Annotated in this window: 15 protein-coding genes; 9 read left to right on the top strand and 6 right to left on the bottom strand. The window is 69.4% G+C overall.

Annotated elements, in window-relative coordinates:
- Window positions 1–105 precede the first annotated feature (105 nt).
- From H6726_11755 to H6726_11745, 3 genes are read left to right on the top strand one after another with little or no spacing between them, the layout of a single operon-like run.
- Complete coding sequence (locus H6726_11755) at window positions 106–804, top strand: glycosyltransferase family 2 protein (protein ID MCB9658312.1); 699 nt, start codon at window positions 106–108, stop codon at window positions 802–804.
- Window positions 801–1,385 (top strand): hypothetical protein, encoded by a 585-nt coding sequence (locus H6726_11750; protein ID MCB9658311.1) that lies wholly within the window; start codon window positions 801–803, stop codon window positions 1,383–1,385. Before H6726_11755 ends, H6726_11750 begins: the two co-directional genes overlap by 4 nt.
- Window positions 1,382–2,290 carry a hypothetical protein gene (locus H6726_11745; protein MCB9658310.1) on the top strand — a complete coding sequence of 303 codons (909 nt, stop codon included), beginning with the start codon at window positions 1,382–1,384 and terminating at the stop codon, window positions 2,288–2,290. Before H6726_11750 ends, H6726_11745 begins: the two co-directional genes overlap by 4 nt.
- Window positions 2,291–2,371: 81 nt before the next feature.
- Here the strand turns inward: H6726_11745 and H6726_11740 are convergent, their stop codons facing one another.
- Complete coding sequence (locus H6726_11740) at window positions 2,372–3,244, bottom strand: methyltransferase domain-containing protein (protein ID MCB9658309.1); 873 nt, start codon at window positions 3,242–3,244, stop codon at window positions 2,372–2,374.
- On the bottom strand, window positions 3,241–4,116 hold the full coding sequence (locus tag H6726_11735; GenBank protein MCB9658308.1) for a cobalamin B12-binding domain-containing protein: 876 nt from the start codon (window positions 4,114–4,116) through the stop codon (window positions 3,241–3,243). Before H6726_11735 ends, H6726_11740 begins: the two co-directional genes overlap by 4 nt.
- A gap of 530 nt (window positions 4,117–4,646) precedes the next feature.
- Here H6726_11735 and H6726_11730 point away from each other — a divergent pair.
- The gene (locus H6726_11730; GenBank protein ID MCB9658307.1) at window positions 4,647–5,465 is read left to right on the top strand and encodes a methyltransferase domain-containing protein; all 819 of its coding nucleotides are present in this window, start codon (window positions 4,647–4,649) and stop codon (window positions 5,463–5,465) included.
- A gap of 1 nt (window position 5,466) precedes the next feature.
- On the opposite strand, the gene H6726_11725 is transcribed toward H6726_11730, so the two are convergent.
- Window positions 5,467–6,276, bottom strand: coding sequence for a 2OG-Fe(II) oxygenase (locus tag H6726_11725; GenBank protein ID MCB9658306.1), 810 nt, complete (start codon window positions 6,274–6,276; stop codon window positions 5,467–5,469).
- 94 nt (window positions 6,277–6,370) lie between these two features.
- Between H6726_11725 and H6726_11720 the strand changes: the two genes are divergently transcribed.
- Window positions 6,371–7,210, top strand: coding sequence for a 2OG-Fe(II) oxygenase (locus tag H6726_11720; protein ID MCB9658305.1), 840 nt, complete (start codon window positions 6,371–6,373; stop codon window positions 7,208–7,210).
- Window positions 7,211–7,245: 35 nt separating this feature from the next.
- Here H6726_11720 and H6726_11715 read toward each other — a convergent pair whose 3' ends face one another.
- Window positions 7,246–8,940: a methylmalonyl-CoA mutase family protein gene (locus H6726_11715; GenBank protein MCB9658304.1), complete on the bottom strand. Its 1,695-nt coding sequence runs from the start codon at window positions 8,938–8,940 to the stop codon at window positions 7,246–7,248.
- 125 nt (window positions 8,941–9,065) lie between these two features.
- The gene (locus tag H6726_11710; protein MCB9658303.1) at window positions 9,066–9,929 is read right to left on the bottom strand and encodes a phytanoyl-CoA dioxygenase family protein; all 864 of its coding nucleotides are present in this window, start codon (window positions 9,927–9,929) and stop codon (window positions 9,066–9,068) included.
- A gap of 155 nt (window positions 9,930–10,084) precedes the next feature.
- On the opposite strand from H6726_11710, the gene H6726_11705 reads away from it, so the two are divergent.
- The 4 genes from H6726_11705 (at window position 10,085) to H6726_11690 (ending at window position 13,989) form a co-directional block, all read left to right on the top strand.
- Window positions 10,085–11,074 (top strand): hypothetical protein, encoded by a 990-nt coding sequence (locus tag H6726_11705; protein MCB9658302.1) that lies wholly within the window; start codon window positions 10,085–10,087, stop codon window positions 11,072–11,074.
- Window positions 11,075–11,159: 85 nt separating this feature from the next.
- The gene (locus H6726_11700) at window positions 11,160–11,897 is read left to right on the top strand and encodes a 2OG-Fe(II) oxygenase (protein MCB9658301.1); all 738 of its coding nucleotides are present in this window, start codon (window positions 11,160–11,162) and stop codon (window positions 11,895–11,897) included.
- Between the two features lie 239 nt (window positions 11,898–12,136).
- Window positions 12,137–13,021 carry a hypothetical protein gene (locus H6726_11695; protein ID MCB9658300.1) on the top strand — a complete coding sequence of 295 codons (885 nt, stop codon included), beginning with the start codon at window positions 12,137–12,139 and terminating at the stop codon, window positions 13,019–13,021.
- A 5-nt stretch (window positions 13,022–13,026) separates the two neighbouring features.
- Window positions 13,027–13,989 carry a radical SAM protein gene (locus H6726_11690; GenBank protein ID MCB9658299.1) on the top strand — a complete coding sequence of 321 codons (963 nt, stop codon included), beginning with the start codon at window positions 13,027–13,029 and terminating at the stop codon, window positions 13,987–13,989.
- Between the two features lie 42 nt (window positions 13,990–14,031).
- On the opposite strand, the gene H6726_11685 is transcribed toward H6726_11690, so the two are convergent.
- Window positions 14,032–14,883 carry a hypothetical protein gene (locus H6726_11685; protein ID MCB9658298.1) on the bottom strand — a complete coding sequence of 284 codons (852 nt, stop codon included), beginning with the start codon at window positions 14,881–14,883 and terminating at the stop codon, window positions 14,032–14,034.
- Window positions 14,884–14,914: the final 31 nt, after the last annotated feature.

The raw sequence follows: 14,914 nt of genomic DNA, 5'->3' as shown, positions 1-14,914 counted from the left end.
GCGGCGTGCGAAGCCTGCGCGCGGCCACGTGTGAGCTCGTGGATTCGTCTTGTCTGGCCGTGGACGCGGAGCCAGACTCGCACGGCCCCGCAACGCCGCGCCCGCATGAAGAACTCCCTGGTTATCCCCTGCTACAACGAGGCCCCCAGTCTCCCCGCGCTGATCGCGCGCTGCGAACGCCTCGTCGCCGAGTCTCCCGAGACGGAGGTGGTGTTGGTGGACAACGGCTCGACGGACGGGACCGCCGCTGTGCTCTCCAAGGAGCTCCGCGACGCGCGGATTCGCTCGGTCCGCGTCGACGTCAACCGCGGCTACGGCCATGGGATCCTCACGGGCCTGCGGGCGGCACGAGGCGCACGGCTCGGCTGGACGCACGCCGACCTACAGACCGACCCGCGCGACGCCCTCGCCGGGTTCAGGCTCATGGACGCCAGCTCGGCGCCGGAGCGGCTCTTCGTCAAGGGGCGCCGTCATGGACGCCCCTTGGGTGACGTCGTCTTCACCGTCGGCATGTCCTTGTTCGAGACCGCCCTGTTGCGGCAGGCGATGTGGGACATCAACGCGCAGCCCACCCTGTTCCACCGTGCGTTCTTCGAGCGCTGGTCCGAGCCACCGACGGACTTCTCCCTCGATCTCTTCGCCTACGCGCTGGCCACTCGCTCCAACCTCGAGATCCGACGCTTCCCGGTCGCGTTCGGGCCGCGCGCCCATGGCCGCTCGCACTGGAACGTGGACCTCGCCAGCAAGCTGAAGTTCATCCGGCGAACGGTGTCTTTCAGCCTGAACCTGAGGCATCGGCTTTGATCCGCGTCGCGCACCGCATCAACACCATCGAGGCGCTACGTCGCACCCCCAAGCACTTGGGGGTGGAGGTCGACGTCCGCAGCGAAGGGGGTCGGCTGCACCTGCACCACGACCCGTTCGTCCCTGGCGAAGACTTCGTGACCTGGCTCGCGGAGTACGAGCACCAGCTCTTGATCCTGAACGTGAAGGAAGACGGGCTCGAAGACCGTCTGAGGTCCACCCTCTCCGAGCGCGGAATCGACGCGTTCTTCTTCCTGGACCAACCGTTCCCCACCATGCTCAAGACGGCACGCCAGGGGGAGCGCCGCTGCGCGGTGCGCTTCTCGGAGTACGAGGCCCTCGCGTCCGTGTTGGCCGTCCGTGGTCTGGTGGACTGGGTGTGGGTGGACGGCTTCCAGCGGCACCCCCTCGACGCGACGTCCGCGCAAGCGCTCCGAGCGGCCGGCTTCCGGACATGTCTCGTGTCGCCCGAGCTGCAGTCGGAGGGCCTCGAGACCGACGCCATCGAGCGGCTGCGTGCGCGGCTCGAGGGCGTGCCGTTCGACGCGGTGTGCACGAAGGCGCCGGATCGTTGGGCGTGACGTACACGACACGCGACGGGAAGGCGCTCGTCATCGGCATCTCGGGCGACTCCGGGAGTGGAAAGGACACGCTCTCCCGCGGCGTGGCCGCGCTCTTCGGCGACGTGAACGTCGTCCAGGTCTCCGGTGACGACTACCACCGGGCAGAGCGCCACGACGCGCTCTGGAACGAGACGACGCACCTCGACCCGGCCGCGAACGACCTCGCCCGGCTTGCGACCGACGTCCGCGCGCTCGCGCACGGCCGCAGCGTCTCGATCCGTCCCTACGACCACCGCACGGGCCGCTTCGGCCCGGACGTCCTCGTGGCGCCTCGTCCCGTCGTCGTCGTCAACGGGTTGCACACCCTGTACACGCCCGAGCTTCGCGAGGAGCTGGACCTATGCGTGCACCTGGACACCGAGGAGGAGCTGCGCCGGCGGCTGAAGCGCCAACGAGACGTCCACAAACGCAATCACACCCACGAAGAGCTCACCCTCTTGATGAGCCGTCGAGAGGGCGACGCGGTGCGGTACATCCGGACCCAAGGCGCGCACGCCGACCTGGTGATCCAGCTCAGCGCGGAACGCCCTGCGGACCTGAGCGCGGAAGAGCTCTCGAGCGCGTTGCCGCTGGTCCTCGACGCCCACGCGACGGGGCGTTGGTCGTCCCACGTGGACGCGTTCGCTGGCTGCCTGGGCACCTGGTGCCGCGTCCTGCCGGGAGACCAGATCCGGAGCGACAAGGCGAGCGGCCTCCACGTCGCGGGACCACTCCCGACCGACCTCCTCACGAGCGCCGCCAGGTCGCTGCACGCCTCTCGGTGTGCCGAGGTGGGGCACACACGGCCCGCAGGCGTCCTGGGCGCCACGGCGCTGCTGGTGTGGCACCTCGCGCTGTGCGCCCTCGACGACCGCACGCCATAGGCACACGGCGGGCGCGAGGGGCCCCGAACGGCGCGGCGAACGAACTCGCGGGACCCGCGCCCCGGCGCCCCCTCGTCCCCGCTACGGCACCAGGCGGATGAGCCTGACCTGCAAGCGCCCCGAGTTGAGCAGCACACCGAGCGCCGCGCCCCCACGGTCCACCCCCGCCAACCGCCCGAGGTGCTCGCCCTCGGCGCCCACGCGCTCGACGAGCCCGAAGAACGTCGGCGCGACGTTCACCGTGATGTCATCGTCGGTCTCGATATGCAGGCCCAGCTCGGCCGCCATCTGCGCGTAGGAGCCTTCGCGGAGCATCGGATCTGGCCACGGGAAGTGCCCCTCGACCAGCGCGTCGGTCAGCTCGCCGGACCACGCAGCGCTCCCCGCCGGCACGAAGTCCGTGAGCGTGATCGCGCCCGCGGGGGCGAGGACGCGCATCGCCTCGCGCAGGAACGCCCGGCGCGAGGGGAAGTGGAACGCGCACTCGAGCGCCAACACGCGGTCCACGGTCGCGTCCTCGCTCGGGAGCGCACCCGCGTCGCCGAACACGAACGAGGGCGCCTCCTCCGGCACGAGGTGGGCCGCGAGGCGACGCGCCAGCCGCAGCTGTCGTTGGCTTCGGTTGACTCCCACGAGCGTCAGACCTCGTCGACGCTCTGCCAAGTCCAAGAGCGTCCCGCCGATGCCACACCCCACGTCGAGCACGCGCTGACCTGGTTCGACACACGCCACCCGGAGAAAGTGCGCCGTCATGGCGCGTTGGGCCGCGAAGACCTCGTCCATCGGCGGCTGGCGCAGCGCCCCGTCCGGCCCGCGCCAACCTCCGAGCTCGGACGGCTCCCACCACCCCATGTGCAGGTGGCGGTTGGGCTGCTGGCCGAGATCGAGGGACCGCTCCACCCACGCGAGCAGCGGCGTCATGTAGTCGAGCTCTTGGTCCTCGACGTCCGTCACTCGGCGACCGCGCCCCGCGGAAGGAGCGGCGCGACCTCGCTTGCGATGGCCTCGATGGTGCGCGTCAGCAAGAGGCTCGCGCGCTCGCCGGGGTGCTGCATGTCGTCCGAACGGAACACGAAGCTGCAGCCAGCGGCGTCATGGAACGACGGACGCCCGGGGGCGGTCCGGCGCGCGACCAGCTCGTAGGGCGCCCGCTCGATGTCCACGTGGATGACGACCTCGTGGGCGGAGTTGCCCCATTGGCAGAAGCTGCACGACATCGGGCAGCCCCGATAGGTCTCGAGGTACGCGGTCACGCCGTTTGGGACGAGGCCCATGCGGTACGGCGAAGGCAACGTGTCGATCGCCAGCGACTGGCGCGGCGCGGGCGTCATGCGCCAGCCCAGGGGGCTGTGAAGCGCAAGACCCGGGATCGCCGAGAAGCTCTGCACGCCGTGACCGTGGTGCGCCGCGAGCTCGGTGATGACGTGCTCGCCCTCCCCCAGCGCGAGCACGTCGACGAACTGCGCGGCGTCGCGGAACGGCGCGAGCGCCAGCATGGCGGGCCGCGCGGAAGGGCCACCGAAGACGGTCAGGCAACGCGGCGACCGTCGCTTGATGGCGCTGGCGAGCAGGCTGAAGGTGGGTAGCGACCACAGGTAGGTCGACGCGGCGAGCATGTCGGGGTCGAACTCCGCGAGGCGCTCGACCCAGGTGGCCAGCGACTCCGCGCCCATCTCGAACACACGCACTTCAGTCTGCGCGAGGCGGGGATCGCTCATCAGGGCCGCTTGCAGCCGGCGGACGGCAAGGTTGAAGGACACGTGCCGGGCACCCAGGGTCCATGGGCTGAGCGACACGAGGGCGATGCGCTGCGCGGGTGTGCTCATGAACGCACGGCCCGTCTGCAGACGTTCAATCGAGAGGGCTGCGGCATGGCGCGCCAGGACGCTCGCGGGGACACTCGCGGGCACCCGTGAGCCCCGGCGGTCGACCGGAGGCGACGCATGCTGGGGAGCGCCTGACGGCTCGGGCGTTCCATGAACGACCACCCGCGTTGTAGGGACACTGCATTTGTCCCGGAGCGACACGCCATCGCTCGAACGTATCGGCGCGGCTCGAGCGTGTCAATCGCGCGGCGACGGCCAGCGCGCGCGCGTCCTCGGCGAAATCGCCCACGCTGCCGCGTCGACGAGGGCGCTCCACGCGTTCGGGCGAGCCAGGCTTCCCAGGGAAGCCAATCGTGCTCTCGCGTTGAAGAACCCTCCCTTCCCCGCGCTTGCAGCCCAAGGACCACTTGCCGCCCGCTTCGGTCGCAGAACCGTCGACGTTCTGCTCCCTCGCCCTGCGGCAATTCAGCGCCGGTTGCCGGCGCGATAGGAAGGGCAGTTCTTCAAGGGGCTGCTAGTGTCCCAACGGCATGCCGTCGCTGCCCGACCTCTACTTGCAGTTCACGTTCGACCTCTTCGCGAGCGCCGCCTTCGACCACCTGCACTGGGGGCTCTTCGATGGCGTCCCGCGAGAGCCGCGGTTCCTGCCAGATGCGCAGCGCGTGTACGCAGAGCGTGTGCTCGCCCTGCTGCCCCCGGGCGAGAGAGTCCTCGACGTGGGCTGCGGGCTGGGGGGGCTGAGCCGCATGATGGTCGAGGCGGGTCGCGAGGTCCTCGCCATCAGCCCTCGCGCAGACCACATCGCGCTCATCGCGGCGGCCGGTGTCCCCAGACTGACGGCGCGCTGCGTGACGTTCGAAGCGCTACCCGACCCCGAGTCCGAGTACGACGCGTTGGTGTTCGCCGAGTCCTTCAACTTCTTCGTGGGTCAACACGCGGGGCAAGCCGCGGGCTCGCTCGCGCTGCTCGCCCAGCGCTGCGCGCGTTTCGTGAAGCCGGGTGGACGCCTGATCTTCGCGGACATCGTCACGGAGGAGATCGATCGAGCGATCCGGGCCATGCCGGGCTTCTCGTTGGTCGCGGAGGAGGACGTCCACGAGTACGCGGCCTATTCGGCCGAAGTGTTCCAACACACGCTCACGCGCGCAGTGCGGCCGTACCACGCGCTGATCATGGGCGTCCTGGAACATCAGGCCCCGGAGCTGAGCGCCGAGGTCGCGCGCGTCCTGGCCAACGTGCCGAACGTGCCCCTCCGCGGCATCTTCGGGGGGCACATGGTCGAGACCGACTTCGCGCGAGACAAGCGCTATCGCATGTACGCGCTGGAGCGGAGGCCAGCGGGCCCCTGAGTCAGCTCCAACGCAGCCACGCCGTTCTGTCGCGCGTGGGGGCCATGAACCCGCCCACGGTCCAGCGCCTACGGGGACCGACGACCGGCAGGATCTGGTGAAAGTGCCGTCCCCCGTCGAACACCAGGAGGTCGCCGTTGCGCAGGGGGATGTGCTTGTGCACGAAGCCCTCTCGGACGCTGTGGAGCACGCTGCGGTCCGCGTAGAACTCGGGCACGCGAGGGTCCGCCTGGTCCAGGTCGTACACGACGAGGTCTCCGCCTGCCTCGGGCGCCGACGCCATCACGAGGAAGCTCAGCAGGGTGTCTGGACAGATCTGGGGGAGGAGGTCGGCGTAGGCGTCGCGGCGCAGCTGCTCGAGCTCGCAGTGCGGAGGGATGAGCCCGCCCTCCGGGTAGCTGCGGACGGTGAAGGGCGCGTAGTCGTCGCCGTCGCGGGAGCGAGGCTGTCTCACGGGCAGTGGCGCTCCGAGCGCGTCGAGGCGCGCCATCAGCTCGGCCACGAACGGCTCACCGAAGCTGTCCGACACCTCGCGGGCGACGCGCGCGGCGTCGTGGTGGTAGCTGGAGCGGTCCGCCCCCGAGAGGTCGAGGATCTGACCGAACGTGTAGGCTTCGAACAGGGGCGAGAACGGGCGCGGCGCCAGCACTGTGGAGCGCTCCACCCCGGCGATGCCGCGCGTGAGCGTCGCCTCGTCGAACACGCCCTCGATCACGACGCCCGCCAGCTCGCGGCCATGGATGGCGTCGAGCGTACCCTGCGGCACCGGGTCGTTCCGCGACCATCGCGCGAGCGGAAAGAACGAGTCCATGCGGTCCTCTATCGACGGGCCGCGGGAAAGTCAACGGCCCGACCGCGCAAAGACGTAGTGGTCAGAAGACCTCCTGGACCCCTAGACTCCGCCCATGAACGACACCGTCGACCCCAGGCTTCGCGTGCTCGCCGCAGGCTCCCTCGACGACGCGGCTGGCACCCTCCAGTCGGTCGCTGGCGGCTCCCTCTCCGCGGCGCTCGTGCGAGGCGTGTACGGCGCGGAGCAAGCGGCGCAGCTGGTGAGCCGCTTGGAGCGCGGCGAGTTCCCGTCACCGTTCCGGATACGCGACGTGTCGGACACGAGCGTGCCTCAAATCCGCACGCTCGGCCTCGCGATCAGCCCGAGCGACCTCTATCCGGCCGGGCCGGACCTCGAGGCGTACCACGCGGCCGCCGTGGAGCTCCGAAACGACGCGGCGTCGTTCTTCGCACCCGTGCCTCCGTTTCCGGAGACGGCGTACGCGATCCTCTCTGCCCTCTCGGGTACGCCCGTGACGCTGGCCGCCGACGACCGCGGCAGAGCCTACGGCGCGCTGACCATCCGCAACATGCCCCACGGCTGCGGGCTGCCGCCGCACTGCGAGAACCACTACATGCACATCCGCGCGTATGACGCGCTGCGCCAAGAGGTCATGCTCGACCACAAGGTGGGGTTCTTCTGCGTCCTGCAGACGCCCCACAGCGGCGGTGAATTCGTGGTGTACGACGACGCGTACAAGGCGGGGGAGTTCGCCTTCCAGACCCGCTCGTTGGACATCGACCACGGGCGCGGGCACGTCGTGGTCCCCGCTGCGGCCGGCGACATGGTCGTCGTCGGGAGCGGCGCCAGATACCATCAGGTGACCCGCGTGGAGGGCGAGCGCAGCCGCTGGAGCGTCGGAGGCTTCGGCGCGTTCGCGACCGACTCCTCCCGCTTCGTGTGTTGGGCCTGACGGTGTAGGGCGCCGACTCGTCGTCGCGCCCTCGACTAGAACTCCGGGCGGTCTTGGTGTCGCCCGAACACGTCTCGGAAGACGTCGCAGATCTCTTGCTCGGTGCAGTACGCCTTGGCCGCCGCGATGATGGGCGGCATCAGGTTGTGCTCGGTGCGACACGTCTCGCGGATGTCCTGTAGAGCGACGCGCACGGCGTCCTGATCGCGCTCGGCCTTGAGGCGCTTCAAGCCCTCCACCTTGTGTGTCTGGATGGTCTCGTCCACTCGCAGCATGGGGATCTTGGGGTCCGCCGACTGCTGGTAGCCGTTGACGCCGACCACGACCTTCTCGCCGCGCTCCATCTGCTGCTGATAGCGATAGGCGCTCGCGGCGATCTCCCGCTGCGGGAAGCCCCGCTCGACCGCCTCGACCATCCCGCCCATCTCGTCGATCTTGTCGATGTAGGCCATCGCCTGGCGCTCGATCTCGTCCGTCATCCACTCGACGAAGTAGCTCCCGCCGAGCGGGTCGATCGTGTTCGCGACGCCGCTCTCCTCGGCCACGATCTGCTGGGTCCGGAGCGCGACCGTCACGGCCTCCTCCGTCGGAAGGGCGTACACCTCGTCGAGCGAGTTGGTGTGCAACGACTGCGTGCCCCCCAAGACGGCGGCCATCGCTTGGAGCGCCACGCGCGCGACGTTGTTGTAGGGCTGCTGCGCCGTGAGGGAGACGCCCGCCGTCTGGGCGTGGGTGCGCAGCATCATGGAGCGCGGGTCCTTCGGGGCGAAGCGCTCACGCATCATGCGGGCCCACATGCGCCGCGCCGCACGGAACTTCGCGATCTCCTCGAAGAAGTCGTTGTGTACGTCGAAGAAGAACGACAGTCGGGGCGCGAACGCGTCGACGTCCAGACCGCGCGCGACTGCCCACTTCACGTACTCGAGCCCGTCCGCGAGCGTGAACGCGAGCTCCTGCGCCGCCGTGGAGCCTGCCTCGCGAATGTGATAGCCGCTGATGCTGACGGAGTTCCAGCGTGGCACCTCGGCCGCACAGAACTGGATGGAGTCGGTGACGATGCGCATGGCCGGTCGCGGGGGGACGACCCACGCGTGCTGCGCGATGAACTCCTTCAAGCAGTCGTTCTGGACCGTGCCCCCGATGGCCTTGCGCGAGATGCCACGGACGTCGGCCAGCGCAACGTAGAAGCCCAGCAGCACCGCCGCCGGGCCGTTGATGGTCATCGACGTCGTGACCTGGTCCAACGGGATGCCATCGAACAGGACCTCCATGTCACGCAAGGTGTCGACCGCGACACCGACCATGCCGACCTCACCGAGCGACAACGGCGAGTCGCTGTCGTACCCCATCAGCGTCGGGAAATCGAAGGCGGTGGATAGCCCCGTCTGACCCTGCGCGAGCAGGTACTTGAAGCGCTCGTTGGTCTGCTCGGGTGTACCGAACCCCGCGAACATCCGCATGGTCCAGAGGCGGCCCTGGTACATCGTCGGCTGCACCCCGCGGGTGAACGGGAACTCACCGGGATAGCCGAGGTCGCGTTCGTACTCGCCGCGGACGTCGGCCGGAGTGGCCAGCATCGGGACCTCGACGTCGCTCAGCGTGCTGAACTTCGTCTTGCGCGGCGGCAGCCTGGCGAAGGCGGGCTCTACTTGCCGGGCATGCCAGGCAGTCTTGCGCGCAGCGTTGTCGCGAGCGTCGTCGGGCTCGGGGCGGTCGTTCGGGTCCGTCATGGGGCCGCAGTGTAGCAGAGATGAACCAGCATTCAGTCCGCGGGAGGCTGCCCGCCCGGGAAGGGGGTCGGCCCGACGGCCGCCGCATCCTGCGTGGAGCGTCGACGCTCACGCGCGCCCGGACCTCAGAACAGAGCGCCGTGAACAGCCTCGGCCCGGGCCTTGAGCAGCGGGTTGGCGTCGAGCCGCGCGCGCGTGGCGACGTAGTGAGGGTCGGCCGCGAGCTGGTGATATCTGCCCAGCAGGGAGAAGCGGACGCGCTCCCCGTGGTTTTCCCCTGCGCGGTGGTACGTGTTCATGCTCGTGAAGAGCGCGTCGCCCCGCTTGAAGTCCGTCGCGCGCACCTCGGCGCCGACCAGCTGATCCGGCGACAGCGCCTTCTGCTCGGCCACCCCATTGGTGGTGACGCTGTGCTGTCCGAAGGTGAACCCCCTGCGGTGACTGGTCGGCACGACGCGCAGCGCTCCCAGCGATGGGGGCGTGTCCTGGAGCGCGATCGACAGCACCAGACCGCGGTGCCCCTCGGGGTTCTGTGGATAGTAGGCGCGCTCCTGATGCCACTCGTAGCCGTTGCGCGGATCTCGTGGGACGTCGACGCGCAGTTGGGCGCCGGAGAGCGCGAGGCCATCGACGTCTTCCCCGAGCAGCCGGGCGACCGTGTCGAGGACCTGCGGCGCAGACAGCAGCCGCGTGAGGACCGCGCCGTTCTGCAGGGTGTCGCAGAACGCCTCGAACAGCGAGGGCTCGTCTCGCTGCGCTGCGCGCACCCAGTCGTCCAACCGCTTGGACTCCCACGGCTCGCTGGAGGTCGCTGCGTCCCCAGTCCACGGGTGAGCGGAGTCTGGGAGCACGTGACACACGGCAAAATAGATGAACCGCCGGACGCGCGTGATGGTGTCTGAGTCGAACAGGCCGGAGACCATCACGAACCCATCACGGTCGAAGGCCTGTCGGTACGTGGCGTCCGTTGTGGTGGTGCTGGTGACCATGTCGTTCCTGGGAGTCGGCCGCGCCATCGCAGTCGCGCTCGACGCACCATACGATGGAGTTATCGGCCGCCGAGACGCACCCGTCAAGCGCGTGTACGGGCGAACGGACGACGGGCCCTCGACGCGCGCATGGCCGCGGTGTATTTCGAGAGCCGATGGCCGCCGCACGCGACACGAACACGAGCCCGCGCGCCCGTACCGGGCTCGGGCAGGTCGCCCGGTGGTACGAGGAGCGTCGAGACGAGATCTTCGGCCGACGCTCTCCGTCCTTGGAGGTCTTGCGTCGCTCTCCCGCGGAGTACGTCGTCGTCGCGCTCGGCACCCCGCGGGACGTCGCAACCGCAGTGCGGAGGGTGATCACGGTCGGCTCGCGCTGGGTCCGAGACGATGGCATCCACGCGCGCCTGGCGCGCTGCCACGACCAGGGCTGGATCCCGGGGGTTCCCACGCGCGCCCAGCTCATCTTCGGAGGCGCGGACATGATCCGCTTCCTCTTCGAGCCGGGCGGCCGCTCCCTCAACCGCGCGCGCGGCATCGACCGGCGTCTCTACTACGTGCTGCTCACGCTGGGAGACCCCGCGACCCTGCTCGACCCCGGGGGCATGACGGCGACGCGCGACGAGGTCGTCCTCCACGTCCTCGAGAACTTCCACTTCTCCCCCGTCTACGACCTGCAGCTGCTGGCGACGTTCGAAGGTGGGCTGGCCGCGCTGGCGGAGGCGTGCACCCAGGTCCTCGACGGCACACACGAGCGGGCGACCGCCCTCAGGGCGCGCATCCCGGAGGACGACTACTTCGAGACGCTGCGCAGGTATGCATTGGAGGCCTCCGCCGGGAGACGCCCTGCCGCCCCCCGTTTTCCGTGCCGCGAGGGAGAGATCAGCGCCCCGAGCGGCACGCCGGAGGAGCTCGCCGCGCTCCAACGTGCTGCGCAGACCTTCACGGAGTTGTGGGCGTTCCTGGCCTACTGCAGCGCGCTCCCTACGGACCCGCTCGAGCTCGCCCGACGACTGCACACCCTTCGAGCGTGCCCCGTCGACGCAGTGCCCACTCTGGCGGCCGCCCCCGGGCGCCCGCCCAGCGACCCGCGCAGCGAGCGCAGACCCGCGCCGGCGAGCACGAACCGGAACCCGCGCAAGCCCTGAGTCGAGGGAGATGCTGGGGCAGAGAGCACGGCGCACAGCCGCGTCTCCTTGCGCGGTCGCGGGGTCCCGCTCTAGCTTGGCGGCCATGGACACCGGACGCGCCCCCTGGCTGACGGACGAGCGAGCGCCCGCCGACGCGGTCGGTCAGCTCTATCGTGGCCGCCTCGATGGCATCATCTTGAAGCAGCTGCTGACGCCAGACGAGTGCGCGACATGCATGGCGGCCGTGGTCGCCCACGGGCGGTGGGAACCAGTGTACCCCGACCCGCATGCGCCGAAGTCCATCGGCGTCATGTACTCGCCAACGCCGATCCACCCCACGGGTCCGCCTCGGGACTACTATTTCCCGGACGCCGCGCAGGACGCTCGGTGGGTCCGAGAAGCGCTTCATCCGCTCATCCCACGCTTCGAGGAGAAGCTGAGCGCGCTGTCCGGGACACGCAGCGTCGGCTCGCTCGATCAGCCCGAGCAACATCGCCTGGCCACGGTCCGCGAGATGGACGTCGGCTACGGCGCGCCGGCGCACGTGGACACCTACGAGCCGAGCGACGGTCTCGCGAGCCTCTTCGCCCACACCGACCGGACGACGCAGCTCAGCTGGTACGTCCTCCTGCAACCCCCGGGGTCGGGTGGTGAGCTCGAGGTCGCGGACCGCAGCGGGGCCATGCGTGTCGTCCCGCTCGAGGCAGGGGATGGCGTGCTGTTCGACGGCGGACGGCTGCAGCACTGCGTCACCTGCGTCGCGTCGAGTCCACCACGCGTCACGGTCGGTGGCTTTGCCGGCATCGCGCGCACGGGAAACCACGTGTACTACTGGAGCTGACTAGCAGCCCGTTGAAGAACTGCCCTTCCTATCGCGCGGGCAACCGAGGCTCAATTGTCGCACGGTGAGGGAGCAGAACCTCGACGGTTCTGCGACCGAAGCGGGCGGCAAGTGGGCCTCGGGCTGCAAGCAAGAGGAAGGGAGGGTTCTTCAACGGGCTGCTAGAGCACGATTCAGGATCGACGAGCCAGGCGCGCGCGGGAACAGCCCGCGTCGCCAGCGTGCTACGCTGCCGCCCGATGAGCGGCTTGCACCCCGACGACAGGATCCCCGTCACCGCGTCGACGAAGCACATGGACTACATCCTGCGCCCGTACGACCCCGTCGTGCCGCCCGCGGGGCGGCTTCAGCCAGCGTCCCTCCTCAAGCACCTGCTCCGCCATCACGGCTGGCTCGACGAGGCCTGGCCCGTGTGTGAGCGGCTGCGCGACGCGGTCGGACACGACGAGACCGTGTGGGGATTCAAGTGGGGTCCCAAGGGAACCGCGATCGAGTTCTACTACTACAACTTCACGCAGAACCAGCAGCCCAACCCCGTGTCGTTCACGAGCGTGCGGGCCGCGCTGGACGGCCTGCTGACGTTCGGGGTCGACGTCGACGAGCGCTCCCCCTACTTCATGTGGAGCTTCGAGATCACCCCAGACGGTGTGCGTGCGAAGGTCGCCGACGATCCACGCATCTACCTCGGGAGCGGCGATCAGGCGCGCAAGACCTGCGGCTTCTCGTATCACATCGCGCCAGACGGGATCCGCATGGAGAACCACTACTGGTTCTACGCGCCGCGCGTGCAGAAGGAGCTCGACGACGTCTACGGCCGCCTACGCTACTCGCCGCGCGCGGGAACGCGGGAGGCGGGACGCGCCCTGGTCCCGAATGCCCTCGAGCGCTGCCACACCATCTGCTACGCCGTGAAGCCTCGGGCGGACGGCCTCTACTTCGCCCGCATCACGACCCCGGAGCTCCGCGAGTGGCTGCGGCCCAAGGACCCGGGGCTGGCGACCATGCTCACCGAGAACGCAGAGGACTTCGCGCATCTGCGCTGGGACCTCGGCTTCGACTTCGCAGGAACCCCGTCGACCACCCACGTCGACATCGACAAGTACGCCGTGCACGGCGTCTTCTGATCGCCATGACCCGATCCGCATCACTCCCCATGTCCACGCAGCTGCTGCACGACGATCCGAGCATCGACAGCCTGACGCTCGCCGTGAACTACAACTGCAACAGCGCCTGTCGCTTCTGTTTCATCGAGCCCGAGCTGTCGCAGCGCCTATCGGACACGCCCGTGGCGTTCCTCGAGCGCGTCTACGACGAGAACCGGCTGCGGGGCGGGTTGTACCAGCGGCTCATCTTCTCCGGCGCGGAGTGTACTCTCCGGAAGGACCTCCCCGACCTCGCGCGGGTGGCGATCGAGCGCGGAGGGTTCGAGGTGGTCCGCATCCAGACCAACGCGCGCCGCCTGCGCAACGAGGCCCTCCTCGCCAGCCTGATCGACGCTGGCATCACCGAGTACTTCGTGTCCGTCCATGCTGGGAACGCCGAGCTGGACGCATGCCTCACCCGCGACCCGCGCTCGTTCGAAGAGATGCGCGGCGGGCTCGCGGCCATCCGCAAGTCGGGCGCCATGTTGGTGTCGAACACCGTCATCACGCGCGGGAGCTACCAGCACCTCGAAGAGACCGCAGACTTCTTGATCGCGGAGCAGATCCCGGAGTGTCAGTTCTGGGCGTTCATCGAGTTCGGCGACATCGGACAGGGGAGCGAACACGTCAGCTACGTGGACAGCGCGCCGTACCTGCGGCGCGCCATCTCGAAGCTGAAGGCAGCTGGGCGCAAGGTCGTCGTCAGCTGGTTCCCGGAGTGCCTGTTGGGCGAGCACGACGACACGCTCGAGAATCACCGCGCGAGCCTGCTGATCCACGACGAGTTCTCACAGCGCGCCGCGCGGTCGAGCGGCTTCTCGTGCCCGAAGCAGAGCTCGTGCGTCCGGTTCGGGAAGTCCTGCCAGGGCCTGCACGAGCGGTACATGGCGAACTCGCAGGATGACCCGGGAGCCTACGTGCCCTACAGACGAGCGCGCACGCCAGGCTGAGCCACACACGTCGAGGCGGCGCCGCGCACCGCCTCCGCGGGGTCAACCCGGCGCGAGAGTGATGAGCAGCTCGTGCTCTTCACGACCGTCACGATACCGATCGATCTGGAGCGCCGACGGCCGCAGCACGAACGGCGCCGCGCCCACCGAGAGCCTCGGGAGCTCCGCGTGGACCAGGCCCTGAAAGGGCGCTTCGACGGATCCGAGCGTCGCCTCTGGGGGGAAGATCAGGCTCCATGTCGCTTTGGGGCCCAGCGCGTCCGTCTCGTGCGTCCGCGTGAGGATCACGTGTTGACGGGCCGCGACCACGATCGACGGCGCGAAGCCAGCGTCCCACGCTGGCGCCAGCCCTCGAAGCACGTCCACGCTCCTGGCCTGGAAGTAGCTCCGCTCGCGGTAGCGACCACCGCACCAGAAGTCGCAGCCGACGCCGATCAAATGCTTCTCGTAGGGCGTGCCGAATGCCCGGGCGACGGCCGCCATGTCCCGCGCGCCGGCCGCAAAGAGCTTGAGCCGGAACCCGTGCGTCGCGTCCCACGCGAGGCCGACATGGCACCCGACTCGCGTCACCTGGAGCTCCGACATCAAGCGGTCCCACGCGTCCACCGCCTCGCCGTCGAAGTGCGCGACGCAGAGGCGTCGCGCCACCCCGAGGTGGTCGTCGCGCCCACCGTGCTCGAACACGGTCAACCCAAAGCGCTGGGCCCCGGTCGGCGCCACCCACTCCATCCCGAGGCTCCCGTCGGGCGTTGGACCGACGGCGATGACGCGATCCAGGAGCGGCTGGAAGGCGCCGACGGGCGCGCCGCACAGCGCCGCGAGCGCGTGTGTGGTGGAGGTGACCGCGTCCTGCCAGCCATCGGCGTCGCGCTGCGGGACGAGCGAACTTCCCATCGAGGGTGTGTGCCACCTCCGACTGCCGCCC

It is taken from the genome of Sandaracinaceae bacterium (assembly GCA_020633055.1).
GTDB lineage: Bacteria > Myxococcota_A > Polyangia > Polyangiales > Houyiibacteriaceae > JADJJE01.
This window is presented reverse-complemented; position numbering and strand designations above follow the sequence as displayed.

Bases quoted from the DNA above. Each gene is read 5' to 3' on its own strand.
- H6726_11685 (MCB9658298.1), bottom strand. From the start codon at position 14,883: ATGGGAAGTTCGCTCGTCCCGCAGCGCGACGCCGATGGCTGGCAGGAC.
- H6726_11700 (MCB9658301.1), top strand. From the start codon at position 11,160: ATGGACACCGGACGCGCCCCCTGGCTGACGGACGAGCGAGCGCCCGCC.
- H6726_11735 (MCB9658308.1), bottom strand. From the start codon at position 4,116: ATGAGCACACCCGCGCAGCGCATCGCCCTCGTGTCGCTCAGCCCATGG.
- H6726_11730 (MCB9658307.1), top strand. From the start codon at position 4,647: ATGCCGTCGCTGCCCGACCTCTACTTGCAGTTCACGTTCGACCTCTTC.
- H6726_11755 (MCB9658312.1), top strand. From the start codon at position 106: ATGAAGAACTCCCTGGTTATCCCCTGCTACAACGAGGCCCCCAGTCTC.
- H6726_11695 (MCB9658300.1), top strand. From the start codon at position 12,137: ATGAGCGGCTTGCACCCCGACGACAGGATCCCCGTCACCGCGTCGACG.
- H6726_11705 (MCB9658302.1), top strand. From the start codon at position 10,085: ATGGCCGCCGCACGCGACACGAACACGAGCCCGCGCGCCCGTACCGGG.
- H6726_11725 (MCB9658306.1), bottom strand. From the start codon at position 6,276: ATGGACTCGTTCTTTCCGCTCGCGCGATGGTCGCGGAACGACCCGGTG.
- H6726_11710 (MCB9658303.1), bottom strand. From the start codon at position 9,929: ATGGTCACCAGCACCACCACAACGGACGCCACGTACCGACAGGCCTTC.
- H6726_11690 (MCB9658299.1), top strand. From the start codon at position 13,027: ATGACCCGATCCGCATCACTCCCCATGTCCACGCAGCTGCTGCACGAC.
- H6726_11715 (MCB9658304.1), bottom strand. From the start codon at position 8,940: ATGACGGACCCGAACGACCGCCCCGAGCCCGACGACGCTCGCGACAAC.
- H6726_11720 (MCB9658305.1), top strand. From the start codon at position 6,371: ATGAACGACACCGTCGACCCCAGGCTTCGCGTGCTCGCCGCAGGCTCC.